Annotated in this window: 24 protein-coding genes and 1 pseudogene; 11 read left to right on the forward strand and 14 right to left on the reverse strand. The window is 65.9% G+C overall.

From position 1 onward, the window contains the following. The first annotated feature begins 28 nt into the window (after positions 1-28). The 4 genes from ON44_RS53440 to ON44_RS16135 all read left to right on the forward strand — a co-directional run bounded on the left by ON44_RS53440 (position 29) and on the right by ON44_RS16135 (position 6832). The gene (locus ON44_RS53440) at positions 29-4198 is read left to right on the forward strand and encodes an nSTAND1 domain-containing NTPase (protein WP_040690714.1); all 4170 of its coding nucleotides are present in this window, start codon (positions 29-31) and stop codon (positions 4196-4198) included. Then, entirely contained in the window at positions 4195-5079 is an 885-nt protein-coding gene (locus ON44_RS16125; protein ID WP_040690716.1) for a DUF4231 domain-containing protein, read from the forward strand. The genes ON44_RS53440 and ON44_RS16125 overlap by 4 nt, the downstream gene beginning before the upstream one ends. A 359-nt stretch (positions 5080-5438) precedes the next feature. After that, on the forward strand, positions 5439-6485 hold the full coding sequence (locus ON44_RS16130; protein WP_040690720.1) for a M4 family metallopeptidase: 1047 nt from the start codon (positions 5439-5441) through the stop codon (positions 6483-6485). Between the two features lie 29 nt (positions 6486-6514). After that, entirely contained in the window at positions 6515-6832 is a 318-nt protein-coding gene (locus ON44_RS16135) for a protealysin inhibitor emfourin (RefSeq protein ID WP_157187177.1), read from the forward strand. A gap of 39 nt (positions 6833-6871) precedes the next feature. On the opposite strand, the gene ON44_RS16140 is transcribed toward ON44_RS16135, so the two are convergent. From ON44_RS16140 to ON44_RS16150, 3 genes are all read right to left on the reverse strand, one after another. Then, entirely contained in the window at positions 6872-7861 is a 990-nt protein-coding gene (locus tag ON44_RS16140; RefSeq protein ID WP_040690726.1) for a TIGR03557 family F420-dependent LLM class oxidoreductase, read from the reverse strand. A gap of 335 nt (positions 7862-8196) precedes the next feature. Continuing rightward, complete coding sequence (locus ON44_RS46825) at positions 8197-9267, reverse strand: CHAP domain-containing protein (RefSeq protein WP_051182077.1); 1071 nt, start codon at positions 9265-9267, stop codon at positions 8197-8199. Positions 9268-9416: 149 nt separating this feature from the next. Further along, on the reverse strand, positions 9417-10196 hold the full coding sequence (locus ON44_RS16150; RefSeq protein WP_040690826.1) for an enoyl-CoA hydratase-related protein: 780 nt from the start codon (positions 10194-10196) through the stop codon (positions 9417-9419). Between the two features lie 243 nt (positions 10197-10439). On the opposite strand from ON44_RS16150, the gene ON44_RS16155 reads away from it, so the two are divergent. Then, complete coding sequence (locus ON44_RS16155; protein WP_040690728.1) at positions 10440-11615, forward strand: lipase family protein; 1176 nt, start codon at positions 10440-10442, stop codon at positions 11613-11615. A 203-nt stretch (positions 11616-11818) separates the two neighbouring features. Further along, positions 11819-12076, forward strand: coding sequence for a hypothetical protein (locus ON44_RS16160; protein ID WP_040690731.1), 258 nt, complete (start codon positions 11819-11821; stop codon positions 12074-12076). 65 nt (positions 12077-12141) lie between these two features. On the opposite strand, the gene ON44_RS16165 is transcribed toward ON44_RS16160, so the two are convergent. Both ON44_RS16165 and ON44_RS16170 read right to left on the reverse strand, forming a co-directional pair. Beyond that, the gene (locus tag ON44_RS16165) at positions 12142-12597 is read right to left on the reverse strand and encodes a nitroreductase/quinone reductase family protein (RefSeq protein WP_040690732.1); all 456 of its coding nucleotides are present in this window, start codon (positions 12595-12597) and stop codon (positions 12142-12144) included. Between the two features lie 56 nt (positions 12598-12653). Next, a complete protein-coding gene (locus tag ON44_RS16170; RefSeq protein ID WP_040690734.1) occupies positions 12654-15938 on the reverse strand; it encodes an ATP-binding protein in 3285 nt (1094 codons plus the stop codon). Between the two features lie 56 nt (positions 15939-15994). On the opposite strand from ON44_RS16170, the gene ON44_RS16175 reads away from it, so the two are divergent. Then, positions 15995-16669, forward strand: a complete 675-nt coding sequence (locus tag ON44_RS16175) for a hemerythrin domain-containing protein (protein WP_040690735.1) — start codon at positions 15995-15997, stop codon at positions 16667-16669. A 208-nt stretch (positions 16670-16877) separates the two neighbouring features. Here the strand turns inward: ON44_RS16175 and ON44_RS16180 are convergent, their stop codons facing one another. The 3 genes from ON44_RS16180 to ON44_RS16190 all read right to left on the reverse strand — a co-directional run bounded on the left by ON44_RS16180 (position 16878) and on the right by ON44_RS16190 (position 19586). After that, on the reverse strand, positions 16878-17126 hold the full coding sequence (locus ON44_RS16180) for a hypothetical protein (RefSeq protein WP_040690737.1): 249 nt from the start codon (positions 17124-17126) through the stop codon (positions 16878-16880). 181 nt (positions 17127-17307) lie between these two features. Continuing rightward, a complete protein-coding gene (locus ON44_RS16185) occupies positions 17308-18495 on the reverse strand; it encodes a L,D-transpeptidase (protein ID WP_051182078.1) in 1188 nt (395 codons plus the stop codon). Between the two features lie 224 nt (positions 18496-18719). Then, the gene (locus tag ON44_RS16190) at positions 18720-19586 is read right to left on the reverse strand and encodes an SAM-dependent methyltransferase (RefSeq protein ID WP_040690738.1); all 867 of its coding nucleotides are present in this window, start codon (positions 19584-19586) and stop codon (positions 18720-18722) included. Between ON44_RS16190 and ON44_RS50245 the strand changes: the two genes are divergently transcribed. The 3 genes and pseudogenes from ON44_RS50245 to ON44_RS48335 form a co-directional block, all read left to right on the forward strand. After that, positions 19558-19749 carry a hypothetical protein gene (locus tag ON44_RS50245; protein ID WP_157187179.1) on the forward strand — a complete coding sequence of 64 codons (192 nt, stop codon included), beginning with the start codon at positions 19558-19560 and terminating at the stop codon, positions 19747-19749. The two genes, ON44_RS16190 and ON44_RS50245, sit on opposite strands and share 29 nt — an antisense overlap. Further along, positions 19740-20102 carry a YbfB/YjiJ family MFS transporter gene (locus tag ON44_RS16195; RefSeq protein ID WP_051182079.1) on the forward strand — a complete coding sequence of 121 codons (363 nt, stop codon included), beginning with the start codon at positions 19740-19742 and terminating at the stop codon, positions 20100-20102. Before ON44_RS50245 ends, ON44_RS16195 begins: the two co-directional genes overlap by 10 nt. Then, positions 20092-20352 (forward strand): annotated as a pseudogene (locus ON44_RS48335) (leucine zipper domain-containing protein); the annotation flags it as partial. The gene ON44_RS16195 and the pseudogene ON44_RS48335, both read left to right, overlap by 11 nt. On the opposite strand, the gene ON44_RS51310 reads toward ON44_RS48335, so the two are convergent. From ON44_RS51310 to ON44_RS16210, 3 genes are all read right to left on the reverse strand, one after another. Beyond that, positions 20282-20476: a hypothetical protein gene (locus ON44_RS51310; protein ID WP_040690739.1), complete on the reverse strand. Its 195-nt coding sequence runs from the start codon at positions 20474-20476 to the stop codon at positions 20282-20284. The pseudogene ON44_RS48335 and the gene ON44_RS51310 sit on opposite strands and share 71 nt — an antisense overlap. Positions 20477-20748: 272 nt before the next feature. Then, positions 20749-22149: a wax ester/triacylglycerol synthase domain-containing protein gene (locus ON44_RS16205; protein ID WP_083897916.1), complete on the reverse strand. Its 1401-nt coding sequence runs from the start codon at positions 22147-22149 to the stop codon at positions 20749-20751. Between the two features lie 76 nt (positions 22150-22225). After that, positions 22226-22459, reverse strand: coding sequence for a hypothetical protein (locus ON44_RS16210; protein ID WP_040690741.1), 234 nt, complete (start codon positions 22457-22459; stop codon positions 22226-22228). 194 nt (positions 22460-22653) lie between these two features. Here ON44_RS16210 and ON44_RS16215 point away from each other — a divergent pair, with 194 nt between their 5' ends. Continuing rightward, positions 22654-24492, forward strand: a complete 1839-nt coding sequence (locus ON44_RS16215; protein ID WP_040690743.1) for an AMP-dependent synthetase/ligase — start codon at positions 22654-22656, stop codon at positions 24490-24492. Positions 24493-24540: 48 nt separating this feature from the next. On the opposite strand, the gene ON44_RS16220 is transcribed toward ON44_RS16215, so the two are convergent. From ON44_RS16220 to ON44_RS16230, 3 genes are all read right to left on the reverse strand, one after another. After that, positions 24541-25413: a universal stress protein gene (locus tag ON44_RS16220; RefSeq protein WP_040690746.1), complete on the reverse strand. Its 873-nt coding sequence runs from the start codon at positions 25411-25413 to the stop codon at positions 24541-24543. A gap of 37 nt (positions 25414-25450) precedes the next feature. Continuing rightward, positions 25451-25768, reverse strand: a complete 318-nt coding sequence (locus ON44_RS16225; RefSeq protein WP_169338070.1) for an adenine nucleotide alpha hydrolase family protein — start codon at positions 25766-25768, stop codon at positions 25451-25453. Between the two features lie 401 nt (positions 25769-26169). Further along, a partial coding sequence (locus ON44_RS16230) for a sensor histidine kinase (protein ID WP_373283168.1) occupies positions 26170-26404 on the reverse strand: 235 nt, incomplete at its 5' end.

Raw genomic sequence — 26404 nt, forward strand, 5'->3', positions numbered from 1 at the left:
CGGGGTCTGTGCGCGGTGGTGTAGGGCGATGTCCAGGGTCTTTCTGAGCCACTCCAGCCGGGACGATCGAGAAGCGATCGCACTCAAGGCGTGGTTGACCGAGGCCGATCCCGGCCTCACCGGCGAGATATTTCTCGACCTGGACCGGCAGACCGGAATTCCGGTGGGAGTGCGGTGGAAAGACGCGCTGCGCCGCGCGAGCGATCGGTGCGAAGCGGTTATCTGTCTGGTCTCCGATAATTGGGACGCATCGGGCGAATGCAAGGTCGAATACCGCCACGCCGAGGACCAGAACAAGCCGATCTTCGCGGCTCGGTTGCAGCCTTTGACCGGCCGAGATATCACCAGCGAATGGCAACGTTGCGACCTGTTCGGTGACGGTCCGAAAACGGAGATCGCCGTGGACGGTGAGCCGCCGGTGCAATTCCGCACCGATGGACTGTTGCGACTCCGGGACGGCTTGCGTGCGGCCGGAATCGGGGCGGACACCTTTGCCTGGCCGCCGCCCGACGACCCGGATCGCGCACCATATCGTGGCTGGCAGCCGCTGGAAAAGGTGGACGCCGCCGTGTATTTCGGGCGCGACACCCAGATCGGCCGCGCGCTGAATGCGATACGGGGAATGCGTAATTCCGGCGATGGTCGAATGTTCGTCATACTCGGGCCGTCGGGCGTCGGTAAATCGTCGTTCCTGCGGGCGGGCTTGCTGCCGCGCCTCCATCGCGATGACCGGCATTTCCTGCCGATGGGCATCGTCCGACCGCAACGAAACGCGCTCAGCGGCGGTGGCGGATTCGCCCACTCGATTCACGACCTACGCGACAGCGTAGGGCTGCATACGCCGAGCCTCGGTGTGATCAAGGAAGAAATTCGTGATGTCACACGGGTGCGCGCGTGGCTGACCGAGGCGCAGCGGGCTGCCAGGGATCGCATCATCGACCCGACCGACGACGTGCCACCCACCCTCGTACTCCCGATCGACCAGGCCGAGGAACTATTCGGCGTCGACGCGGGTGCGCAGGCGGGCGCCTTCCTCGGTGTGCTGGCCGACCTGCTCGGCGCGGACGACGCGCCGCCGATGATCGTGATCGCGACAATTCGCTCCGACCGGTACGAGCCACTGCAGACCGCGCCGCAGTTGGCCGCCCTGGAGGTTCGCCCGTTCGACGATCTGAAACCCATGCCGCAGGCGCAGTTCAAGGAGGTGATCTGTGGGCCCGCTCGACGCGCGCAGGAAGCCGGGAGCAAACTCTCGTTCGCGCCCGACCTGGTCGACCGACTGCTCGACGACTGGTCGCGCGGCGCGGATACGCTGCCGCTGCTCTCGCTCACCCTGGCCCGGCTCTACCAGGACTACGGTGACGGCGAGATCACGCTCGCCGAATACAACGCGATGGGTGGGCTGCGCCGCGTCGTGCAATGCGAGATCGACGAGCTGCTAGCCGTGGATTCCCAGGTCAGGCAAAGGCAATTGGCGGTGCTGCGGACCGCGTTCGTGCCGTGGCTGGCAACGATCAATCCGGATAACGACCAGCCGATGCGACGCGCGGCGCGTTGGTTCGACCTGCCGTCGGACAGCCACTCGCTGCTCGAGGCGTTCATCGCCAGGCGCCTGCTGGTCCGCGATGAACGCGACGGCGAGATTGTCGTCGAAGTTGCACTGGAAAGCCTACTGCGCCAATGGGATACGCTCGCCGCGTGGTTGCGCGAGCAGGCCACCGACCTGAAGGGCGCCGACGAGTTGGAACGGGCGGCGCATGCCTGGGAGACCAACGCGCGAAGCGACGAATGGCTGCTCACCGGCACACGACTCAATGGTGCCGAATCCCTCTCCGCCGAACCGGGTTTCCGGGAACGGCTCAACCCGATCCGGGAGTTCCTGCTCGCCTCCCGACGGCGTGAGGACGAGCGCGTCGAGGCCGACCTGCGGACGGCACAGGAGCGTCAGGAATCCGCGGAAGCGTTGGCGGCGGCGGAAACCCAGGCCAAGGAGAAGGCGCAGGAGTACACCCTGGTGCTGCGGCGGCGGTCGCGAATCCTGCGGATGGCGTTGGCTATAGCGGTTGTCGCGGCGTTGGCTGCAGGGTTCTTGTTCCTCAAAGCGTCGAGAGCGGAGAAGGAGGCGTCCGAGCGCAGTAGGGATGCGACCGCGTCTGCGCTGGACGCGAATTCGCAACTGATTCTGTCCGGTTCGTATCCGGGCGTCAACGACGACGTACTCGCCATGCAGAGTGTCCTGGCCGCGCGCGGTTTCACGAACCGCCACGACGGCGATTTCTCGTTGCTCAATGCCGTGAATCAGCTACGCAACCTGCGCAAGATCATCCCCTCCGGCGGCGGCGACCCCCGCAGCCTCGCGTTCAGCCCCGACGGCACGCGAATCGTGTCCAGTCATGGTTCCAGCATCCAGCTGTGGGACGCCGAGACCTGGAAGCCCACGGGGGAGTCCATGACCGGGCACAAGCTCGAGGTATCGCAGGTCGCGTTCAGTCCCGACGGCAAACGAATCGTGACTGCCAGCTTCGACAAAACATTGCGGCTGTGGGATGCCGAGTCCCACCAACCGATCGGCGAACCGATGCGCGGACACGAAGCGCAAGTCACCAGCGTCGCGTTCAGCCGTGACGGCCGCCGAATCGTATCGGGCAGCTCGGACAAGACATTGCGGCTGTGGGATGCCGAGTCCCACCAGCAGATCGGCGAACCGATGCGCGGACACGAGAAAGAGGTGACGAGCGTCGCGGTCGGCGCCGATGACAAAGTCGCCTCAGCAAGCTTCGATGGCACGGTTCGGCTGTGGGATACCGTATCCCGCCAGCAAATCGGGGAGCTGATGCGCGTGCCAGGAGAGCAGGTCACCAGTGTCGCGTTCAGCGAGGATGGCACCCGAATCGCAGCGGGTGGCGACGGGACCACGATCCGATTGTGGGATACCCGTACCAGCCAGCAGATCGGCGAGCCGCTGCGAGGCCACACCGCCAGCATCGAGCGAGTGGTGTTCAGCCGCGACGGCACCCGGCTCGCCTCGGCAAGCGACGACAAGACCGTGCGCCTCTGGGATGTCGCGACCGGACAGCCGGTCGGCGAACCGTTGGTGGGACACGAATTCGCGGTCAGCGCGGTCGCCTTCCACCCCGACGGGCAGCGTCTCATTTCCAGCAGCTTCGACGAAACGCTGCGCGAATGGGACGCCAGTGGCGGACAGGTCTTCCGCGGGCACGACGGAGGAGTTTACGCCGCAGCATTCACCCCGGACGGTACTCGGATCGTGTCCGGCGGTGTCGATGCGACGATCCGGCGGTGGGATGCCCGTACCGGTACAACCATGGCTCCGGTGATTCCGGTCGACGGTGTGGCCGCCTGGGGCTTCAGCCCCGACGGTACGCAGATCGTCACGGCTACTACGACCACGCTGCGACACTGGGACTCGGCCAGTGGTGCTCTGGTCGGGCAACCGATCGCCATGCCGCCGGATACCAAGTACGTGGCACTCGACGTCGCCGACCGAAAGCTCGCGACGGATAACGGTACCGAGATCCAGATACGCGATATCGACACGATGCAGCCGATCGGGGTTCCCTTTCGACATCCATCGTTGTTGACGTTCAAGTTCAGCCCCGACGGTCGACAATTCGCGACCGGCGGCCGGGACTGGAATGTCCGCCTCTGGGACACGAACTCGGGCCAACAGATCGGCAAAGTCCTGACGGGCCAAGGGTGGGTCAGCGACATCGAATTCGGTAGCGACGGCCATACTCTCGCCGTCGCATACCAGGACAAAACGGCACGCCTGTGGAACGCGCAGACCGGAGATTCGATCGGCAAGCCCATGCGGACCGACGGCTGGGTATACAGCCTCGCGTTCAGCCCTGATGGCCGAAGCATCGTCACCGGTGGCGGGGACGGGACCGTGCGTTTGTGGGATGTACAGGAGAACCGCCAGATCGGGTCCGCCCTCGTCGGCCACACCCAACCGGTCACGCATGTGGAGTTCAGCCCCGACGGCAAGGATGTCTTATCGACGAGCTACGACGGAACCATCCGCGTTTGGCCCATCCCGACCGCATCAGAAGACGTCTTGTGCGACAAGATGACCTACAACATGAGCCGGGAACGCTGGAACTCTTGGGTCTCGCCGGAAATCCCGTACCACAAACTATGCCCGAATCTGCCGATCTTCGGTGAGGAGGGCAAATGACAGTCGCTTCCGATGACGAGCTGGTGAATGCCCTGTGGGAGAAGCGGATTCGCTGGTCTCATGCGGCCACCCGGATGAAACTGCGGATCGACCGGCTCCGGCTGACAGTGCTGTACCTGAGCTGTTGGGGAGCGGTCGCGGCCGCATTGACGGCTACGGTGCTGCGGCAGTCCGGGCTGCCCGCGCGCATCGTCGCGGCCACCGGTGCGGCGGCGCTGGCAGGTGCCACCTTCGTGGGAGCCCAATTCCTGACCTCGGAAGCGGTCCGGCGGTGGACCCGCGCCCGGGCGGTATCGGAGGGAATGCGGCACCAGATCTTCAGGTTTCGCGCGATTCCGGGAACGGTCGCGCAGCTTCGGGCCGAGGTCGAAGAGCTCGAACAGGCCGCCGAGGATCTCCTGTGCTTCCTCGACGAGGCGCCGACCCCGGGACCCGCACCCGGGCCGCTGACACCAGAGCAGTATGCGAGCAAACGTGTGGAAGGCCAGATCACCAACTACTATCGCCCGTCCGCGCTACGGTATTGCGCACGAGCACAATTCCTGCGTCGGGTCGCCATCGCACTGGGCCTTGTCGCCACGATCGCGGCTTCGGTCGATACCGCGGTAGGCGCCGACGCCGCCACCCGAATCGCACCATGGATCGCAGTCCTGACCACACTCAGCGGTTCGCTGGTCGCCTTCCTCGCAAGCAAGCGATACGACTTCTTGGTCGTCAGCTATCTCGCGACCGCAAACCGCCTGCAGCGACTGCTCGACCATTGGCGAACAGCGGGATCTCCGACCGATCCACCGCGATGGTCGCAATTCGTCGACGACTGTGAGAACGCGATCGCCATCGAAAACGAAAGCTGGCTGGCAAAGTGGGCCGACGCCCGCTGACCAGCCCGATCACGGTTATTCTGCCGGGCGCTACTCGACCCGGTTGGTCGCTTCGACAGCAAATAAGGAGTAGTCGCTTACCCGTGCCGGGGGCTATGTGCTGTCAGAGAATGAAAACGCAGGTCGATGCTGGTCTAGGTGGTAAGGCACAAGCCACTCATCTGTTCCGCTGAACCGTGCGGCAACGACATAAATCGACAGCGCCACAAGCGTTTTCGATGGATATCGACGCCCGGATAACGTAGAGCCGCCAAACGGTCCTCGCAAACCTCGACTCCGAGCGAGCCATTGCCGCGCACCAACCGGCCGCGCCCGCATCCAGAATCAGCCACCGCTCAGCACCCGAAACGGAGCAGAAAATGCGATACCCAACAGCGTGCATACTCCCACCCGACCTACTGCAGTCGGTCGCACGTGAACTCCCGCCGAAACAGCGAGCAGAACTGCTGGCATCCATGGATCTGGACAACAGCATCCGAATGCTGCGGGCCGAAGCCGTCGGCCGCCAGGGACCACAACCGCAACAAGCGGTCGGCGCGGTATCGAATGGGGTACCGCAGCGATCGATCTTCGACCAGCGGCATTCCACTGCGACGGTGCCGGGCACGCTTGTTCGAGCCGAAGGTCAGCCGCCGGTTGCAGACCCGTCGATCAACGCCGCCTACGACAATTTCGGCGAAACCTATGATTTCTACTGGAACGTCTTCCAACGCGACTCCATCGACGACCAGGGCATGCCGATTGCCGCGATGGTCCATTTCGGCACGAAGTACGACAACGCGTTCTGGGATGGACAGGGACACATGTTCTTCGGTGACGGAGGCAGCCAGGTATTCACCGACACCACCCGCAGCCTCGATGTGGTTGCGCACGAGTTGACCCATGGAGTCACCCAGTTCGAGGCTAATCTCACCTATTCCAACCAGTCCGGCGCACTCAACGAATCCATCTCCGACGTGTTCGGATCGCTGGTGAAGCAGTACCACCTGGCCCAAACCGCCGATCAAGCCGACTGGTTGATCGGCGCGGACATCGTGGGACCGCTGTTGTCGCCTGCATTGCGATCGCTGAAAGCCCCCGGCACAGCCAACCCGCACGACAACCAACCCGCCGATATGTCCAAATACGTGCAGACCACCAGGGACAACGGCGGCGTCCACATCAACTCGGGCATCCCGAACCACGCCTTTTATGTGCTCGCCACCACGCTGGGCGGGGAAGCGTGGAAGACGCCGGGAACAGTCTGGTACGACGCGCTCGTCGACCCCGGGCTCAAACCCAACGCCACCTTCAGCAACTTCGCCGCATTGACGTTGAAACAGGCCCGCTACCGTTTCGGAAGGGTCAGCACCGAAGCACACGCGGTGGAATCTGCATGGGATGCTGTGAAAGTTTCGCTGCGTTGAACCGCACGGCCACGAATACCATCGTGTGTATGGCCACATCCGACGTACATCTCGAATTCCGGCGAAGCGGCGGCCTCGCCGGAATAGAGATGACAACCTCGGTCGACGCGCGCGACCTGCCCGCCGAGCAGGCGCCGGTCATCACAGATCTGCTCAACGACACATTGCTCGAGCAGGACACGCCGACACATCGTCCGCCGATGCCGGATCAGTTCGACTACGAACTCACCGTCACCGACGGCCATCGGACCAGTACCTATCACTGGACCGATATGCAGATCCCCGACGCAGCACAACCGCTGATCGCCGAACTCGCCGAACGCTCCGAACCGGATCCGGCTACCTGAAGCAGATCGCTCGACAAGAAGGCAACCACTGTGGATGGCCTAACCGGTATCGGCCGCACGGAGTTTCACAAGTAGCGGTTCGGCGGCCTCGGCGAGGAACCGGTCCTGCTGTTCGTCGCCGATTTCGACGACGGCGATGTCGGTGAACCCGGCGTCCTGGTAGGGCCGCACCGCCGCCACGATGGCGTCGAGATCGGGGCCACACGGGATCGTCTCGGCGACATCTTGCGGGCGCACGAACTGCGTCGCGGCCGCGAAACTCGCCGGCGTCGGCAGATTCGAGTTGACATCCCAGCCGCCTGCCGACCACCGGAACTGTTCGTGGGCGCGCTGAATTGCTTTGTCTCGATCGGTATCCCAGCTGATCGGCAGTTGCCCGGTCACGCGCGACCGCGCCCCGGCGGACTCTTTCGCGCGGATGCTATGCCACGACCGAACGAGTTCGGCATCGGGACTGGTGCTGACCATCTCATCGGCCAAAGGGGCGAATCGCTGTACCGATCGTGGTCCGGATACCGCGACCGCGATCGGTACCGGCTGATCCGGCAGGTCCCAGACCTTAGCGGCGTCGACCCGATACCACTGGCCGAGTCGGCTGACCGTCCCGCCCGCGTGCAGGTCACGAATGATGCCGATGGCCTCCGCGAGTCGCTCCAACCGTTCCTCGAGTCCGGGCCAGCCCGCACCGATGACGTGCTCGTTGAGACTCTCACCGCTTCCGAGCCCAAGAGTGAACCGCCCTTCGACCAGGATCTGCAACGTCGCCGCCTGCTGCGCCACAATCGCCGGGTGGTAGCGCATGGTCGGGCATGTTACGTAGGTCATCAACGGGATGCGCTGTGTCGCCTGTGCGACGGCCCCGAGGGTGGTCCAGGTGTTCGGTGCGTGTCCCTGCTCCTCGAGCCACGGTGCGTAGTGGTCGCTGCTGACCAGGAAATCGAATCCTGCCTCCTCGGCGGCGACCGCATAGCGGACGAGTTCGCGCGGGCCGCTCTGCTCGGTCATCAGTGTGTATCCGAATCGGGTCACTGTCGCTCCTTCGCTCGGCGCTGGATATCGGGGGGCTACCCGTCTACCGCGTAGTTATCGGGAGCGCTCCCCACCCATACGACGAACGGGAAAGCCGAGATCTCCGAGACAGCGTCCTCGATAATCACCGGCCGCGGATAGGCGCCGGTCAACTCGGGGTTTCGCCTATCGCCTCGCACACCATGTCGAGCGCGACTTCAACCGCCACCGTCCGTCTCGACCGCAGGGCTGCCGCGGCCACTCGGCTCGCACCATCATCGATTCTGGACATCGAACCCACCCTATCGACTCCGGCAGCCTCTCCCGATAGTTCGCCGGGCCCCGGCCCAAGGCGGCTACGCGTTGACCGGGGTCTTGGCCGGCGGGTGTATGACGCCGGTGAAATTTCCGCTGGCGAGGTTGTAGGTGTGCTGGCGTACGGCGTCGCCGGAGTTGCCTTCGATGGTGGTGATGCTATTGCCGTTGCGGGCCACCACTACACCGATGTGGTGTTGGCCGCCGAAAACAACGAGGTCCCCGGGGCGGGCGCTCGACATGTCGCTATCGGCCAAGCCCTTACTGGCGGCGTCGGACCAGACGCTGGGCACGTAGTTCTTGTTGCTCCAGTCGACGTCGATCCCGGACTTTTTCCAGACCCAGGTGGCGAAGGACGCGCACCATGCGTCGTCGATGTTGTACGGCCGGTTCACGTGGTTGGTTCCGGTTTCGGCGACGCCGAGTTCGTTCGCGGCGAATCCCTTGATCTTGTCGATGGTGCTGGCGTCGGCGGGTGGCACATAGCTGTGGCCGGACCACGGAGTCGTCAACGGCGCCGTGGTCCCGCCGTAGCCACTGCTCGTCGGGTTGTCGGGGGCGGAGTTGTTGATGTGGTCGGCATGGCGCTGGATGTCCGTCGCGGCGCCCCACATCCGCTCCTCTACTGTCGCGGCGGTAGTGGCGCATGCGGTCCGCAGTGGGCCCTCCACCGTTTCCGGCCAGTATTTTCGGCCTGCCGCGTCGATGCTCGCTCCGGGTACGTTCGCCGCGTCGTTGATGGTGCCTTGAAGTTGTTTCACCGCTGCCTCGATGTCGACATATGCGTCGCCCGCCACGGAGTAGGTTCCGTAGGTCGAGCTGTCGACGCCTTCGTCGTTCGCGTCCATCGAGGCTTCGATGTCCCGCAGTGCCGAGACGGTTTCGTTGTGGTTGGTGGTCGCGATCGACTGATTCTTGTCGTCGACAATCTTCTTGTCCTGCAGCAGTTTCACGAATTTCGGGGCCCTCGAAGGTGTGCCCGCGCCCAGGTTGTCGACATTGGCTTGGACCGCCGCGTGGGTAGCACCGACAATGGCTTTGAGCGCATCCGACGCGTAATCGGGAACGGTCAGCTCCGGAATGATCCGATAGTGGTCGACCGTCGGGCTCATCGCAGCACCCCGTTGCCCCTCGGCTGTGGACCGACGAATCGCGACATCCGTAATCCTCTACTCACAGGGACCGATGCGATTCGAGTATCGGCCATTCCCAGAATCGGGAATGACGCTCCAGTCCCTGTTGAAAGAGTCCCCTGGCGGTGCTAATCGGGCCAGACGGGCGGGCGCTTCGCCAGGAAGGCCGCCATCCCTTCGCGGGCGCCAGGAAGTTGGGCGGCGGCGGCCATGACTTCCAGGGCGAGGGCGTAGGCATCTGCTTCAGGGCGGTCGAGTTGGCTGTAGAGAGTGCGTTTGCCGAGTGCCTTGCTGGCCCGGCTGCCCCGGGTGGCGCGGGCGAGCAACTCGTCCACGGCGGTGTCCAGCTCAGCGTCTGGCACCGCTCGGTTGATCAGGCCCCATTGTTCGGCGGTGCGGGCATCGATCGGGTCGCCGGTGAGGGCCAGTTCCATCAGGCGTTTACGGCCGACGGCGCGCGCGACCGGCACAGCCGGGGTATGGCAGAACCAGCCACCCTTGCCGCCGGGAAGTGCGAACCCGGCCGATTCGGCGGCGACGGCCAGATCGCATGAGGCCACCAGCTGGCAGCCGGCGGCCGTGGCCAGACCGTGTACCCGGGCGATCACCACCTGCGGCACCGACTCGATGGTCGACATGAGCTCGGTGCACAGTGTGAGCAGTTCCCGCACGCCGAGCAGGTCGCGGGCGGCCACGTCGGCGAAATCATGTCCCGCGGAGAACACCGGACCGTGCGCCCCGAGAACTATCCCGGTCGCGTCGGTCTCGCCGACGGCCCGGAACGAGGCGAGCAGTTCGGCCAGATGCTCGCCCGACAGGGCATTGCGCCGCTCCGGCCGGTTCATGGTGATGCGCACCGTGTCGCCATCCCGCGCGACCAGCAAATGCCGATACTCCAAGGCGGTCATATCTCCACCGTAGATCCCTCCGGGCAACGACACCTCCGGAGTGATCCGGAAAAGGTGACCGCGCCCGCCGCGGGATCGCATCCAGATCGAATCCACCGATGCGGCGCGAGCTGTCTGCTCGGATAGGTGTGGTCGGCCTGATGCGCGATTTCTGCTGAGCAGCGTGTTGAAGCGAGTTGCCGCGTTCTGATCTATAGCCTCGTTCACGATTGTGACGGTGTCGGACCGGATGTGAGGTGTTCGATGCGAGTTGTCCATGCGGGTAAGCAAGTGGCGGCGGTGGTCACATTCGGTATCGCACTCCTGATGCCTATCGCCCCGGTGCATGCAGAAACTGCGGGAACCCTGATCGCGGAGTACCCGCTACCCGACGGTTCGCGCGGGATCTCCGATGCCGATGGCTCAGTGATCGAGTACTGGATGCGCGGCTCGAACGGGACGACGCAGCCGGCCAGCGGAGCGCTGTACGTCCCGGCCGGTACCCCGCCGTCGTCCGGCTGGCCGATCATCGCCTACGACCACGGCACCAGCGGGCTCGGACCAGGCTGCGGTGGCCAGTCCGATCCGCTCGAGCACCCCGCCCAGACGATTGCGGGGGATGAAGATTCGCTGCTCCAGTACCTGGCGTCGCAGGGATTCGCCGTGGTCGCGCCCGATTACCTCGGCCTCGGCGTCTTCGACACCGGACCGCATCCATACCTGGGGATCGATACCGAGGCCACGGCCACGATCGACCTCGTGCGCGCCGCCCGCGCCGCGCACCCGGAATTGTCGCGGACGTGGGCGGTCATGGGCGCGTCGCAGGGCGGGCAAGCCGCGCTCGGCACCGGCCACCTGCAGGCTACCGATGCGCCGGACCTGGACTTCCGTGGCACCATCGCGATCGACCCCGAGTCCGATGTGGAGAAGCTTGCACCGCTGTTCGGGCCGGGCACTCCGACCCCGTCCGTCATCGCGGACGGTTTCGTGGATCTGCTCGTCAGCATCTTGGCAGGGCTGCGCGCCGCCCGACCCGAGGTGAACGTCGACGAATACCTCACCCCCGAGGGCCGGTCCGTGCTCGACAGTGTCGGCGCGATGTGCACACCCCAGATCATGGACCGCGTCCGCGGCCTCAGCATCGGCGAGTTGCTGGCGAAACCCCTGTCCGTCGCGCCCATCCCCGCTGCCGCCGACGCCTACATGACCGTACCCACCACTGGTTACAACGCCCCGATCCTGTTGTGCATCAACATCACCGACACCACCGTCCCGTCCCCGCTGCACGGCCTCCTCGCCGCCCAACTCGCCGCGAACGGCGTCGACTTCCACACCGTCCTGGGCACCGACAAGCACACGCAACTCAACCCCCAGATGTGGGCTGCCATCGAGCAGTTCGTGGCCCGCATTCGATCCGACCCGGCCATCGGTAACCCCTGAGTCCGCCCTCGTCCCTCGTGGTAGGGGCATCGGTGCTCGATCGCGAGTTGCTCGGGGCCTTTGCCGACCACTTCGTCGACGCCGCCTCAGCAGTGCCTATAGGCCCACGAGAGTGGGACCAGTGGCCCTGTCCCCGCCACGATCGAGCAAATACTGTCGGCCAACAAAGTCATCCACGAACGAGCCAGCAAGAGGGGTACGAGATGACGTCGGTGAGATCGGATAGAGCCACGCCAGACGTCGTTGTCACCGATGCGATCGAGCATCTCCGACACGACTTTCCCGCCGTCGCCGCCGACGTTCTGCACGCCGCCGCCGCCCGCGCGCAACACGACCTCTGCGATGCGCCGGCCAGTTGGTTGCCAGAACTCGCCGAGCGGTTGGCGTGGTGGCGGCTCGAAACGGCTTCGGGCGGGTTCCGCCGATGGAGTCTGGTCCCTTCTGCGGCAACGACCCCCTGACGGTCACGACAGGTTCGCGGGGGTCGGTCGCCGGCCCGCGCGTGCCCGCGGGCGGGCAACGGCTATCAGATCGGCCGAGCGTTGATCTCATCAGCGATTGGTGTCAGGGTGACCAGAGGAATTGTTCGGGTGGTCATTTCCTGATAGTCGGCGTAGCCGGGGTGGGCTGCGATGACGTCGGGCCAGAGCTTGTCCCGCTCGGCCGATGACAGGACGAGAGCGGTCATCGGCCGGTTCGAGCCTTGCTTGAGTGAAACCTGGACTGTGGGGTTCGCGCGCAGGTTGTGCAGCCATGCCGGGTCGGTGGGATCTCCGCCGCGGGAGGCGACGATGACGATCGTGTCGCCGTCGATGATCGGTGCGGTGAGGATGACGGTGTGCGGTCGGCCGGATCTACGGCCTGTCGTGGTCAGCGAGATCGTCGGCATGCCCTTGAAGGTTGTGCCGAGGACGCCGCCGCTGATCTTTATCACCGTACGGTGGATGGTGTTCAAGGTCTTGAGCTTACGATCGGTCGGCATGGCCGCGCTCCTTCTGCTGGCTGATAAGTGATCTGCTACCCAGCTTCCGGGCGCGACTAGTAATCGACTTGTAAACCGATGCGGTTGTGCACGGCGGTGATCCACTCTCGGCATCCGCAGCGGCGGGCGAGCCGTTCCGCGGCGGCGTAGTGCTCAGCTGCCTGGGCGGGTTTGCCGAGCAGCGCCGCGAGGTCGCCGAGCACGGTGTCGACCGGTCCCACGGCGTGTGCGCCGGTGTCCGCGCCGGCGATCTGACCGGTGTAGATGCGGAGCTGCTGGTACACCTGTGCTGCCTCGGTGCGCTGTTCGAGAGCCGTGACGGCCATACCGCGCACGGTGAGGAAGAGCGAACGGAAGAAGTCGGCACGCAGCGGGCGCCGGGCCCGCGTCGCTGCTCGTGCGCCATCCCGGTCACCGGTCGCCAGCAGTGCCAATGCGAGCGGGTCGACGACGAGGTCGTCGCCGGAAGTTGCGAGCTGCGTGAACATTTCAGTGAAAAGAGGCGCGAATTCGCCGACCCGGCCTTGCGTGAGACGAATGGTCACGAGTGCGATCAGAAGGTTGCCGTCCGAATCGAAGACTTTGTGGCGCAAGAATAATTCGTGCGCCTGCTGATAATGCTGTTCTGCCGCTTCGAGATTCCCGGTCAGGTGGGCGATCATCGCACGGCCCATGGTGTTCGCGGCTTGGGCCTGGCGCCACTGGTAGCGGTCGGCCAACACCGTCGCGGCCGCGAGTTCGGTATTCGCGCGGTCGATGTCGCCGCGGGCTGCGGCCACTTGGAATGCGGCGTTACGGCCGATCAGCGCGAAGGCGGGAAGATCGTTGTCCTCGCCGAGGCGGATCAACTCGGTGGCGAGCCGGTCACGATCGGCGAGCGGAATCGACGTGTCGTACACCGAAGTCCGCGCCTGCAATGCCAGCCCGAGCAGTACAGGATCGCGCAGTTCACGTGCCAGCGCTTCGGCTTCCTCGGCCGCCTCGCGTGCTCGTTCGTGCAGCTCTCCGCCGATCTCGCGGACCAGCGCCACGAGGAGCCGGCAGCGTGCCTGGGGTGTGAGCCCGGGTGTGCGCAGGGCCTCGTCGATGGAGGCGACCGCCCGCTGGTCGACCGATCCGTATGCGCGGTTCAGCCAGGGCGTCGGCGTGTCCCATGCGGTGAGCGCCCCGACGAGCAGTTCAAGCGTGTTGGCCGACGACACCGCCCGGTCGCGTGCGTCGCGAGCCGGCATGCCGGCGCCGGCGGCGAGGTGGCTCCTGCTCATGCGGGAGAGCGCGGCGACCCGCTCGGCCGTGGTGTCCGCGCCGGTGATCCGTTCGAGCGCGGTGACGGCGCGGTCGTAGCTTTCGGCCGCGATGTCGTGGGCGAATCGGCGTTCGGCCTGTTCACCCGCCGCGAGGGCGTAGTCGGCGGCACGTCGTGCCGTTGCCGCGGTAAGCGCCTCCCCGAAATGGTGCGCGAGCGCCGACAGGTCCTCCGGCCGGGCCCGCTCGATCGACTCGGCGATGCGCAGATGCCAGCGGCGTCGCCGTATGCGGGACAGGTCACCGAGCAGGGTGTCGCGGACGAGCGCGTGGGTGAAGCGCGCGTGGTCGGGACCTGGTTCCTCGAGCAGCCCGGCGAGCACGCCCGCCTCCATGGCATCGAGGACCGTGTCCTCGTCGACTTCGGCCGCGCCGATCAGCACGTCGATATCGAATTCGCGCCCGATCACCGCCGCGAGACGCAGGACCGACACGCTGATTTCGGGTAGCCGTGCGAAGCGCCGGCGCAGCACGTCGCGGACGCCTTCGGGTACCTCGGAAGTCGCCACGAGCGCGCCCTCACTGGCAAGTAGACGAGCACTTTCGGTGAGATAGAAGGGATTTCCGTCGGTGCGTTCGGCCAGTGCCGCGATCGTGGCCTGATCGGGATCGTGTCCGGACACCGACCGGATGAGGACCGCCGCATCGTCGTAACCCAGGCCGCGCAGGCGTATCCGGGCTGCGGTCGCGGTGGCGAGCGAGGCGAGCGCGTCTTCCAAAGGCATCCCGATCTCGTCGGGACGGTAGGCGATCACGATCAGGATCGAGGCCGTTTTCGCCACGCTGCCGAGCAGGCCTACCGTCTCGGAGTCGCCGCGGTGCAGGTCGTCGAGAAACACCGCGAGCGGTTGCTGCCGTGCCGCGTCGTCCAGGTACGCACCGACAGCGCGATGCAGCTGGAACCGCCCGACCGCGGCATCGGCGCCGAACTCGCGGCGCCGGTCGGCGAGTAGGGGCTCCAGCGGCTCGGCGTATTTGCCGGGATCGACCGTGCCCGCGAGCTCGCGCAGAGCTTCCACCCACGCCCACGCCGGTGGTGCGCCGTCCTCCTCGGGACAGCGGCCCGTGACCACGCACCAGCCGCCGGCCGCCAGCTCGGCCCGAAACCGCTGCAGCAAAAGGGATTTGCCACTGCCGGCTTCCCCGATCACAGCCGCGACACGAGGTGCGCCGCCCGCTCGCGCCGCCCGCCGCAGCTCATCCAGTTCCCTTGTCCGGCCGACGAATTCGGAATGCAACGGGGCCGGCTCGGGTGTGGGCGACGGCAGCGAGACCGGTGCGGGTAGATCGATAGGGATGCGTTGCGCCAGCAAATCGGCCTCGAGCCGCACCAGGGCCGGGCCGGGGTCGATGCCGAGTTGGTCCGCGAGCACCGCACGGGCGGCACGCAACGCGGCGAGCGCGTCCGCTTGCCGCCCCGCATGGAACCGCGCCAGCGCCGAAATACGCCACGCCTCCTCGCGCAGCGGATGCGTGCTCGTCACCGCATCCGCTTCCGCGGCAGCGGCCGTCGGGTCACCGAGTTCGACCAGTGTCGCGGCCAGTCGCTCGCGCGCGGCAAGGCGCAGTTCCTCGAGCCGGTTCGCCTCGGGCTGCGCCCACGATTCGTCGCTGAACTCGGCGAATGCCGGGCCGTGCCATCGGCCGAGTGCCTGTTCGAGACTGCGTCGTCGTCCTGCGGGATCTGTTGGCGCGCTGCGTAGTTCGGCCTCGAACAGCCAGGCGTCCACCGCCTCCGTGGCGAGCCGCAACGCGTATCCCGGTGCCTGGCTCACCAGCACGGTGGCCGGCGAGCGGGGCAGCCGATCCGGTTCGAGGAGCTTGCGCAAGTGCGAAATGTAGGCCTGCAACGCGCCGAGTGCGCGCGGCGGCGGCTCACCGCGCCAGAGATCGTCGATCAGCCGGTCGATCGGCACGACCGCGCCGCGGGCCACCACCAGAAGGGCGAGCACGCCGCGCTGGCGTGGGCCGCCGAGATCGACGCTGCCGCGCTCGGTCTGCGCGGCCAGCGAGCCGAGCACCTGAATCCGCACCATGACCGGCCAAGTCTATTGCAAGTGCGCTACAAGCGGATCGACAGACAGTGAGAACCATGAACATCGCGACCCAGACCACCGAACGCCCAGATACCACCGACATGGTGCTCGTCCACCGCGCCTTCCGCCGCCATTTCGACGCGCTGCCCGGCCTGGTCGGCGGTGTCGCCGACGGTGACACCGCCCGCGCGGGCCGCATCGTCGAGTTCCTCACCGAACTCGATACCGGCCTGCATCACCACCATGCCGCAGAGGACGAGCTGATGTGGCCACTGCTGCTCGAGCGGGCGAAGACCGATGGCGCACTGATCCTGCGGATGGAGGAACAGCACGAGCGGATCGCCGAACTGATCGACCGCGCGGCTCGGCAGGCCGAGGAATTCGCCGCATCGGCGCATCCGGAGGTGCGCGGGCGTCTCGCCGCCACACTGTCAGCGCTCGCCGCCGCTCTCGACGAGCATATGGCTGAGGAGGAGGCGCTCATCCTGCCGCTCGTCGGACGCGTCATGACCGCCCGCGAATGGGGGGCGCTCGGCGAACGGGGACGCGCCGCCGTGCCCAAGGACCGGCAGTTGATCTTCCTCGGCTTCATCCTGCAAGGCGTACCGCACGCCGAACGCCGAAAGTTCCTCGCCGACATGCCGTTCGCCGCCAGACTGGCGTGGCGCCTGCTCGGCCGCCGCGCCTTCGCCAAGGAGTACCGCTCGGTCTATGGGACAGATCCCGAATAGACGTTCGCGCATACCGGGCCCCAGTCGCATGGTCCGCGACGCTGTCGCGGCCGCCTACCTCACCTGCAGTCGAGCCAGGGGGCGTCCAAGCGGATCCCGTTGGTTGACAACGCGTTCTCTGCACTGGTGGTCGGCTGGCCAGCGGCCGTGAGTACCTCGCGGAGATAAAGCTCTCCGGTGGTGAGAGGTTCGCCGCCGTGCAGCTGCACTACCAGAGGCCGACCGCTGAATAGCTGGGGTAGCCGGACGATGTCGTCGACACCGGCATATCGAGCAGGGTGGCAGCCACGTAATTCTCCAGGATCAGATCGCGCATGGATGGCCTTTCGGGCAGGCCGGTAAGCAGTGGGTACAAGTCGGCGATGAAATGCAGCACGCTGTGGAATACGTCTGTGTCGGAGGCGATTTCGCCTCGTTCGCATGAGCGCTCCAGTTCGTCCATGAGCAGAATGAACACCGGGTGAGCGCTCCGGTCTCGATTACTGCGGTCTCGAGGATGCCGTACCGCGTGGCCTGGTGCGCGGTGGAGGCACTGTCGTTGTAAGTCAAGATCAGTTCCTTGACCGTCGCGGCGGTGAGTCGCCGCTCGATATTGCGGGGCACGCTGGGCTGCGTCACGGCTGGCCTGCCTTTTCGTGTCATGTGTGGGTGCCGCCCCGAACCCAGTCGGACCAGGGGATGCTCCAATCGCCGTTCTGCCAGATGTCGAGGGGGTCGCCGCCGGTGTTGCGGACTTCGACGACGTCGCCGGGGATGACGTAGTCGTAGAACCATGCGGCATCGTTGGGGGAGATGTTCAGGCAGCCGTGTGAGACGTTGGTGTTGCCTTGGGCCCACATCGTTGCGGCGAGTTCGTGCACGAAGATTCCGTCGTGGCTGATGCGGACCGCGTGGTTGATGCTGGTGCGGTAGCCGCCGGAGTTGGTCGGCAGGCCGTAGCTGGCGGAGTCCATGATCACCGGGTCGTTTCGGTCCAGCACGGTGTAGATGCCGGGGCGGGTCCAGAACGACAGATATCTGCCGCCGACGGCCGCGGTGCCACCCTTGCCCATCGATGTCGGCATGGTGCGCACCAGGTTCCCGTTGTCGAAGACCTCGATCTGTTTGGTGTCATCGTCGGCGATCGCGACGTGCGCGGGGCCGATGATCACCGACACCCGTTGGTCGCGCAGGCCGTAGCGGCCCTCGCCGAGCGCGACGCCGAAGAGTGCGGCCTCGATCGTGATCCTGGTTCCCGGTGCGTGATAGTGCTCGGGCCGCCAGTGGGCGTTCTGATCGTCGAGCCAGTACCAGGCACCGGTGACGGCGGGCTGGGTGGTGACCTTCAGGTGACTTTCCACGGCCGCTCGATCGACGGGTTCGTCGAAGTGGGCGACGAGCACGAAACCCACTCCGTAGGTGTCGTTTTCGGCCAGCTCGACGAGATTGGCGGAGCGCAGGGAGACGTCGATGAGCTGTTGCGGTCGCACCGTCGTGCAGGTCGTCGTCGCGGTGACGTCGCCGGCTTCGCCTTGCGCCACGGCTTTCGCGGTGTAGGTGTGTCCGTAGCCGAGTGGTTCGGCGCTGGTCCAGGTTCGATGGTCGGGTGCCGGTGCACCCGGCAGTGGTCTGCCCGTTTCGTCGACCCATTCGACCGACCGCAGTGTCCCGTCGGTGACCGTGACCGTGCCGGGGCTGCGCGCATCGACGTCGTGGGTGCCGGGTGGAGGATCGAATCGGATTGTGGCGGGTTTGGGGGGCGCAGGTTCTCGCAGCCCGCATCCGGCCAGGGCGAGGCCACCTGCACCGGCGAAGCTGATCAGTAGCCGACGACGTCCCAATGCCACCGTATTTCTCCCTTCGTTGGGTGCAGCAGGGCCGACCTCTGTCCGCCAGCATGTGGTAGCTAGGCACTTGCTGAGATGCCAACGAGCGGTATCGCCACCGATCCGTCGCACAACCGACACCGTTCCGCGATTGATCCGGGTTTCGGGCAAGACGGTCATGGGCGGTCTGCAGGCCCCGGACGGTCACAAGGTCCGTTGGTGCGAAGCGGCAGCTGAAAACCGGCTCAGGGCCGTACGACGGTGACCAGATTGATCAATGACTGCTGGGCAGCCGGAGTGTGGCCGAGGTCGCGGATGTAGTCGTTGAGGTAAATCCGCTCGCCGGTCCAACCGCGGTCGGCGAACCACTCGGTGGCCTCAGCGCGGGGGTCGTTGTAGATCAACCGCACCCAGTCCGAGCCCGCGTCGTCGTGCTCGGCCATCTCGGCGACGGCCTCCGCGGGCAGCGGATCCATCTGCTCGATCGCGACCCGGCTACCGGGCGTGCTGAGCGAGACGATGGCGTCGAACAGCTGATCCTGCGCAGCCGACGACAGATAGATCAGCAGACCCTCCACCAGCCACGCTGTCGGCACGGCAGGATCGAAGCCGCTGTCGCACAACGCTTTCGGCCAGTCCTCACGCAGATCCACCGGTACCTCATGACGCTCGGCGATCGGATCGAGCCCAGCCTGCGCGAGAGTTTCGCGCTTGAACTCCAGCACTGGCGGTCGGTCCAGCTCATAGACGACGGCGCCTTCGGGCCACGGCAACCGGTACGCGCGGGCGTCCAGACCGGCCGCGAGGATGACCACCTGCCGGATGCCGGCGGCCGCGGCCGTGTGGAGGTAATCGTCGAAGTACCGGGTGCGGGCGACCTGATGCTGCTGGAACTGAATGCCGAATTCGGGGCTCAGCAACGGATGGGCAGGCACTCGACCGTCGAGCAGATCGGCCCATTCCCCGCCCGCGGCCCGCACAAAAAGCTCGGCGAACGGGTCCTCCGCAGGCGCATCGGCCGCGCGGCCGCCCAGCGCGCGAGCCGCCGCGACGAACAACGCCGTAGATCCCACACTGGTATTGATGTCCCAGGAATCTCCATCGGTGCGCATACTCGCCAACGTAGCGATCACCGCGGGCATCTGCGAGGGTGCCGGGTGGGTTCCGGTCGTGCTGGCATTGTTCGGGCTCGGCTCTTTCGCCGGTGTGACGCTGACCGGCCGCCACAGCGACCGTCATCGGTGGCGGATCATCACTGCCGGAACGTGGTCCTGATCGGGGTCTGGGTGCTGGCTGCTCTGACCGCGCACACCCTGATCGGGGTGCTGATCATGTCAGCGGTGGCGGGTGCGGGTGCCTTCGGTATCGGATCGACGCTGATCGCGACGATTGTGCAGACCGCCGTCCCAACAGCGCCACGTATCGCCGGCGCTTTGGCGACCACCGCTTTCAACATCGGTGCCGTTCTCGGCCCCGCCACCGCCGGTCTCGTCGTCAACTGCACCCGTCACACCACCACGGCGCTCTGGTGCGGCGCAGCCTTCACGGCCACTCCGGCCGGTGTCGTTCTAGTAGGCCGTCGTCTCGTCGCGTGCCCGGTCGAGCAGGTGCGCGCCGATGCACGCTAACGCACCGTTGTCGGTGGAAGGTCGGCGACGCATCGAGCGGTGCCGGACTCGCCCGATCGCTCACGTCGCCACCGAGATGGGTGTCTCTCGGCAGCGCGTGCAAGTGGGGCAACCGATTTCGCCGATATGGGAAAATCGGTTTGCTCGACCGGTCCTCGGCCCCGGCGACCACGCCGAGATCATTCTGTGGATCGAGCAGTTGCGGCGAGAACGCAAATGGTCGGCGCGAAGGATCGCCGTATCGGGACGGCCAGCAGTGCGTGTTCGGCGATCTCGAGGTCGACTATGGGGATTTCGAGATGCGGCATCAGCAGCCGCGGACCCATCGGTCCCCACCACCACCGCAGCCGATGCCTGCTGGTGTCGATCCGCATCGTGTCTCATTCCGCTGCCCCTTAGGTCGCGATGGTCGAGTCGGCGTGTATCGGAGTGTCGAACACAGCATCTCGCCCGACCGTCCGGCAGCACACTGACTTTCGCCGCTGTGGGGGTGCGAAACACTCGCGGGCCCCGTTGCCTCGAGTCGGCGGGGCACTGCGCTCGAGACCGGCAGTGTCGAAGGCGACCAGCTGCCAGGGGCTTTCGTCGGTACCCAAGGACACTTTCGCTCCGAAACGCCTCGTGATCTGATCGCGTGGGGAACCGATCAGACCGGTGCAGGCCGAGATGTTTCGGCCGTGGCGTCGGCAGCTTGCGGTGCGTACTCGCCGCCTAGGCGAAGCACGGTGGCGAAGCCTGCGGCGAGGCATTCGGTCAGGGTCGCGAGGTCGGGGATCGCGGCGGTGTCCGCGTTGATCGCGACGTAGCAGGTTCCGGCGTGCGAGGTCATTGTCACGTTGACGGCCGTGCCGATGGTGGGGCCGAAAGCGTACATACGGTCGATACGTGCCCCGGCGATATAGAGGGGTACCGGGGAACCCGGGACGTTGGAGGCGACAAAGTCGACATGCTTGACCATCTCGGTAACCACTCCGACCGGCAACCGGTTGAACACCGCCGCGACAGCACCGGACAGCGGTACGGCCGGTTCGCGGCGCCAACCGCTGACCGCAGCGTCCACGGCACGCATCAAGTCTTCGGTCTGGGCGATATCGACCGGCAACGCGAAACGAGCGAGCGTGATCCGGTTGCCGCCGATTGGGTCATCGGCCGCCCGAAGGCTGATCGGCATGGTCAGCCGCAGATGGTCGACCCTCGCCCCGTGTCGGTCGTGATACCCGCGCAGTCCGATGACGACCGCAGTGAGGAAGGCGTCGTTCATCGTGCAGCCCACGGCACGCGCAGCGCGGCGCAATTGCTCGACGGGTGTATCCAGCACCGCCAGTCGGCGACCGAGTCTGCGTTCGATCATCACTGGCGACAGCGTCGCGGTAACGGGCTTGGCCAGACGGACCAGCGAGGTCGCGAGCGCGGCGCTGTTGCGTACCGCCCGCGTGGGATGCGTGAGGGCTCGCCACGCGGTCTGTGGCGTCGCCCGGATACCGCCGCGAAGGAGATCCGAGCCAACCGACCAGTTCCATGCCACGATATCGCGCAGTGCGCCGTCATGGTCGTGCTGCGGCTCGGGCGGATGGCCGCGATCGGTGCCCGCACGATCGAAATCGAGTAGCGCTGTGGCGATCTGAATGCCGCCGATACCGTCGGTGAGGCTGTGGTGCACTGTCATCACCAGCGCGCATCCCCCACCCGCCAAACCGCTGAGCAAGGTCGAGCGCCACAGGGCCCGAGCCGGATCGAAGGCGGTCATCGCCTCGGTGCGCGCGAATTCGAGTACCGCGGACATGGTCGCCGGTTCCGGCAGCGCAACCCGTCGCAGGTGCCAGGACAGGTCGAAGTCGGGATCGAGCGCCCACCTGGGCGGGGCGAGACCGAACGGCACGGTGCTCAGCCGATGCCGCAACCTCGGCACGAGGCGGGTGCCGCGATCGATCGTCTCCACCAGGCGATCCCAGTCCGGATCGGTATCGAGGATCAGAACCGAGACGATCGTCGAACGCAGGACCGGATCCCGCTCCATGTTCCATGAGAACAGGTCCGATTGCGACATGTGGGATTCGCGGTGGCCCATCGCCTGCTGCCTTCGTCTTCGCCGTTATACGTTGTACCGCTTCACTTGTGCTTCCTCAGACCTTCACGGTCCGGCTCGGCTCCACCGAGAGTGCCGCGCGGATCTTGTCTTCCAGACCGTCGATCGCTGCACGCGAGAACCAGGCATCGGCGCACGTCAATTCCGGGAACCCGACGTTGAACGCGATATGGATTGAATCCCGTGGCGACCGACGGACATCAGATCCCACGCCGAACAGCCTGCGCTCGATCTCGCGGGCCCGAACGGCGGCATGCTCGGCGGCATCCATACCGCTAGTCTGCTCGGTTCCGGCCGAAGGCAACCGATTACGAAGACTCCTATGGCGAGGCCATTCGTCCTCTCCTCGGGTGCCTGGCAAGTCGGGAAGTATCGGCGCTGCGAGATTACTGCCAGGGTGTTCTCGCGCCCATGTTTCTCGTCCGAATGCCCGAGCGATCGCCCGGGGACTCGTAGGATCGAATTATGACGTTCCTCCGAGAATCCGAGGAACCTTCCGACCTCAGCAAGATCGAGAAGCGGGCACCGTCGGTCGCCCAGATGCTGGTCGACCGGGTAGCCGCGACTCCGGACGCGGAGGCGTTCCGATTCCCTGACGGCGAGGGCTGGACCAGCGTGTCCTGGCAGCAGGTCGGTGACCGAGTCGACCTCCTCGCCGCCGGGTTGATAGCGCTGGGAATCGAGGCTCAGGACCGGATCGCACTCGTATCGTCCACACGGTATGAATGGGTGCTCGTCGATTTCGCGGTGATGTGCGCCGGTGCGGCCACCACCACCGTTTACCCCACCACCAACGCCACCGGCGTCGCGTTCATAATCGCCAACTCGGGCAGCCGTGTCGTTGTTGCCGAGAATCAGACCCAGGTCGACAAACTGATCGAGCATCGCGCCGAACTTCCCGACGTACAACAGGTAGTGATCTTCGACGGCGAGGGCGACGGAAACTGGGTGATCACTCTCGACGACCTCGAAAAGCGCGGACGGAAATTGCTCACCGGATCTCCCGATGCGGTGGTCGACCGCATCGGTGGGATCCGCCCCGAGCACCTGGGCAGCATCATGTACACCTCCGGGACGACCGGAACCCCGAAGGGGGTTCGGCTACCGCATTCCGCGTGGACCTACAGCGCCGCCGCGATCGATGCCGTGAACGTCCTCGGCCCGGACGACCTGAACTTCTTGTGGCTGCCGCTGTCGCACGCGTTCGGGAAGGTGATGTTGGCGCTGTCACCGCTGATCGGCTTTCCCACGGCTATCGATGGTCGGGTGGACAAGATCGTGGAGAACCTTGCGATACTGCACCCCACCATCGTGGCGGCCGCCCCGCGCATCTTCGAAAAGGCACATGCTCGTATCGAGGGCATAGTGGCCGAAGAAGGCGGGATCAAGAAGAAGCTCTTCGACTGGGCGGTCGGGGTCGGCCTGAAGGTCTCGCGTGCCAGGCAGGCAGGCAGGGATCCGTCGCCGCTGGTTTCCTTGCAGCACAAAGTTGCCGACAGGCTGGTGCTTGCCAAAGTCCGTGAACGTTTCGGTGGTCGGCTGCGGTACTTCGTTTCGGCAGCGGCCCCGTTGGACCGCGATGTCGCGCAGTGGTTCGACGCGATCGGCATCATCGTGCTCGAGGGCTATGGCCTGACCGAGACCGCTGCCGCCTCGTTCATCAACCGCCCGGATGCGTACCGGTTCGGTACCGTCGGCAAACCGTTCCCCGGCACCGAGGTCAAGATCGCCGAGGACGGCGAGATCCTGCTCAGAAGCCCGGGTGTGATGAGCGGCTATCACGACCGCCCCGATGCCACCGCCGAGGCCTTCGACGCGGACGGCTGGTTCCGCACCGGCGACATCGGCGAGATCGACACCGATGGCTTCCTGCGCATCACCGATCGTAAGAAGGACTTGTTCAAGACCTCGCAAGGCAAGTACGTGGCTCCCTCCGCGATTGCCGCGACGTTCAAGGGACTCTGTCCGTATGCGGGAGAATTCATCGTCTACGGAGAGACGCGACCCTATTGCGTCGCCTTGGTCGGTCTCGATGCGGAGGCCATCACCGAGTGGGCCGGCAAGCACGGCCTGGCCGATATGCCGCTCGCCGAAATCGCGCGGGACGAGAAGACCCACGACGTGATCGCCGACTACATCGATGGCCTGAACGCCCAACTCAATCGCTGGGAACAGATCAAGAGATTCGGCATCATCGAACGCGAACTGTCCGTGGAGGCAGGTGATCTCACACCGAGTATGAAGCTGCGCCGCAAGATAGTCGTCAACAATCTCGCGGACCGTATCGACGCACTCTATGACTGAGGTCGACTCGCAGGCCGGCTCACGACCCAACTCCAGATGGAGCGCGGTTCAGGGGCGGGCGATGATGAGGGGGCAGTCGGTGGCGTGTAGGACGGCTTGGCTGACCGAGCCGAGGGTCATGCCCGCGAAGCCGCCGCGGCCGTGGCTGCCCACGACGATCAGTTGGCTGTTTTCGGATTCGGCGAGTAGGCGTCTGACCGGTCGGTCCTCGGCGACCACGCGCTGCACCTCGAGATCCGGATACTGCTCTGCGTAACCGGCCAGACTCTCGGCCAACAGTTCTTCGGCCTCTTTCTGCATGTCGGCGCGGGAGATGTAGCGGTTGAATTCGGACCAGGTGAGTACTGCTCGTACCGCGACATTGCGATTGACGGCCTCGTCGAAGGCGATTCCGATGGCGCGGACACTGGCGGGGGAGCCGTCGACGCCGACCAGCACGGGGCCGAGCACCCGATCCGGTGTGTAGTTCTCGGGTTCGGGGATGACCGCGACCGGGCAGTGTGCGTGCCGTGCCACGGCGGTGCTCACCGAGCCGAGCAGGCCGCGGCGGAACGCGCCGAGACCGCGGGTGCCGACGACCAGTAGGCGCGCGTCCTTGGAGCGGTCGAGCAGCACCGGGATCGGTGGCGCATCGACCACATAGGTGGTGATGTCGAGGTCGCCGACGGGTGCGGCTGCGGCCGTGGCGAATTCGCGTGCGGCGGCAACGGCAGAGGCGCCGGCGGCCCGGAAGGCGTCGTAATCGATTTGGTTGAAGGCGATTCCGGGACCGAAGTCCATCGGTGCGCCGATGCCGTACACGATGTGCAAGGGTGCACGGTGGTGGACAGCGTCGACGGCGGCCCAGCGCACGGCCTCGGCGGCGGCGTCGGAGCCGTCGATACCGACGAGCACGGGGGGATTGATGGCGTTGGCGGACATGTGAATTCGTTGCCCTTCTGGGTGGCTGGATTGGTACTTACTGTGGGTGGACGACCATGACCGGGCCGATGCGCCGGGTCTGCTGTTCGGTGCCGGTGTCTCGGACCACCCCGATCGGGCCGCGGCCATGGCCGGCGACCGCGAGCAGTGTCGACCCGAGATAGCTCAGGGTGCCGCCCGATCCGGCCGCGCCGATCGCGACAAGATGTGCGGTTTCGGACAGCTCGATCAGCAGGTGCGCCGGATTGGCTTCGGAGACTTCGGGTTCCACGGTCGGGGTCGGATACACCTGGTGGGCGAGGTGCCGCGCCGCGCGCACCAGGTCCGCGCCTTCGCGGCGGATCGCATCGATCACCGGGGGCATGATCACGTCGCAAATCCCGTAGGCGGCCGGGCGACGAAGTCGAGGTCGAGGTCGTGCACGATCCGCAGGCCGCGGCCCCGCTGCGACGCCGTCTCGGCGGACGGCGAGGTCGGCAGCTTCCGGACCCGTCGACGCCGACCACAATTTCGGCCGACGCCACCTGGTGTAGGCCATCGTGGTGCTGGAGGTCATGGGCGGTGTCCCTTCGGATTCCGAAAAATCAGCTACCCGAAGATTAGGAATCCGAGGCGGTCGGGCACGCCTGGCGTTGGTCCCCAACCGCAGGGTACAAAGGCCGCACCTGCTGTAGCTGATTCGGTATGCGCGGGCCCCCGCGTGGTGACGGACGCGTGCCACCTCCGGGTGTGAACGTGCTTGTGCACCAGCAGAACTCAGGGCAGCGGCGCGGACCAGCGCAGCACCGTCCCGCCGTTCGCGCCCTTCGAAATGCTGAAACTGCCGCCGGCCTGTTCGGCGCGTGTCGCCAGATTCGCCAGTCCGCTCATGCGCTCGAAGTCTTCGGGCACGCCGACACCGTCGTCGGTCACCTCGATGGTGACATCGTCGCGCACCCGGAGCTGGACCGATACCATCGTCGCCGACGCGTGCCGCACCACGTTGCTCACC

This window comes from Nocardia vinacea NBRC 16497, assembly GCF_000308835.1.
GTDB lineage: Bacteria > Actinomycetota > Actinomycetes > Mycobacteriales > Mycobacteriaceae > Nocardia > Nocardia vinacea.

Coding starts and splice junctions, on each gene's coding strand:
- ON44_RS16135 (WP_157187177.1), top strand. CDS start 6,515: ATGGCCACATCCGACGTACATCTCGAATTCCGGCGAAGCGGCGGCCTC.
- ON44_RS16150 (WP_040690826.1), bottom strand. CDS start 10,196: ATGACCGCCTTGGAGTATCGGCATTTGCTGGTCGCGCGGGATGGCGAC.
- ON44_RS16155 (WP_040690728.1), top strand. CDS start 10,440: ATGCGAGTTGTCCATGCGGGTAAGCAAGTGGCGGCGGTGGTCACATTC.
- ON44_RS16210 (WP_040690741.1), bottom strand. CDS start 22,459: ATGGATGCCGCCGAGCATGCCGCCGTTCGGGCCCGCGAGATCGAGCGC.
- ON44_RS16125 (WP_040690716.1), top strand. CDS start 4,195: ATGACAGTCGCTTCCGATGACGAGCTGGTGAATGCCCTGTGGGAGAAG.
- ON44_RS51310 (WP_040690739.1), bottom strand. CDS start 20,476: ATGCGGATCGACACCAGCAGGCATCGGCTGCGGTGGTGGTGGGGACCG.
- ON44_RS16190 (WP_040690738.1), bottom strand. CDS start 19,586: ATGCGCACCGATGGAGATTCCTGGGACATCAATACCAGTGTGGGATCT.
- ON44_RS53440 (WP_040690714.1), top strand. CDS start 29: ATGTCCAGGGTCTTTCTGAGCCACTCCAGCCGGGACGATCGAGAAGCG.
- ON44_RS16215 (WP_040690743.1), top strand. CDS start 22,654: ATGACGTTCCTCCGAGAATCCGAGGAACCTTCCGACCTCAGCAAGATC.
- ON44_RS16220 (WP_040690746.1), bottom strand. CDS start 25,413: ATGTCCGCCAACGCCATCAATCCCCCCGTGCTCGTCGGTATCGACGGC.
- ON44_RS16160 (WP_040690731.1), top strand. CDS start 11,819: ATGACGTCGGTGAGATCGGATAGAGCCACGCCAGACGTCGTTGTCACC.
- ON44_RS16170 (WP_040690734.1), bottom strand. CDS start 15,938: ATGGTGCGGATTCAGGTGCTCGGCTCGCTGGCCGCGCAGACCGAGCGC.
- ON44_RS16175 (WP_040690735.1), top strand. CDS start 15,995: ATGAACATCGCGACCCAGACCACCGAACGCCCAGATACCACCGACATG.
- ON44_RS46825 (WP_051182077.1), bottom strand. CDS start 9,267: ATGAGCCCGACGGTCGACCACTATCGGATCATTCCGGAGCTGACCGTT.
- ON44_RS50245 (WP_157187179.1), top strand. CDS start 19,558: ATGTCCCAGGAATCTCCATCGGTGCGCATACTCGCCAACGTAGCGATC.
- ON44_RS16165 (WP_040690732.1), bottom strand. CDS start 12,597: ATGCCGACCGATCGTAAGCTCAAGACCTTGAACACCATCCACCGTACG.
- ON44_RS16130 (WP_040690720.1), top strand. CDS start 5,439: ATGCGATACCCAACAGCGTGCATACTCCCACCCGACCTACTGCAGTCG.
- ON44_RS16205 (WP_083897916.1), bottom strand. CDS start 22,149: ATGTCGCAATCGGACCTGTTCTCATGGAACATGGAGCGGGATCCGGTC.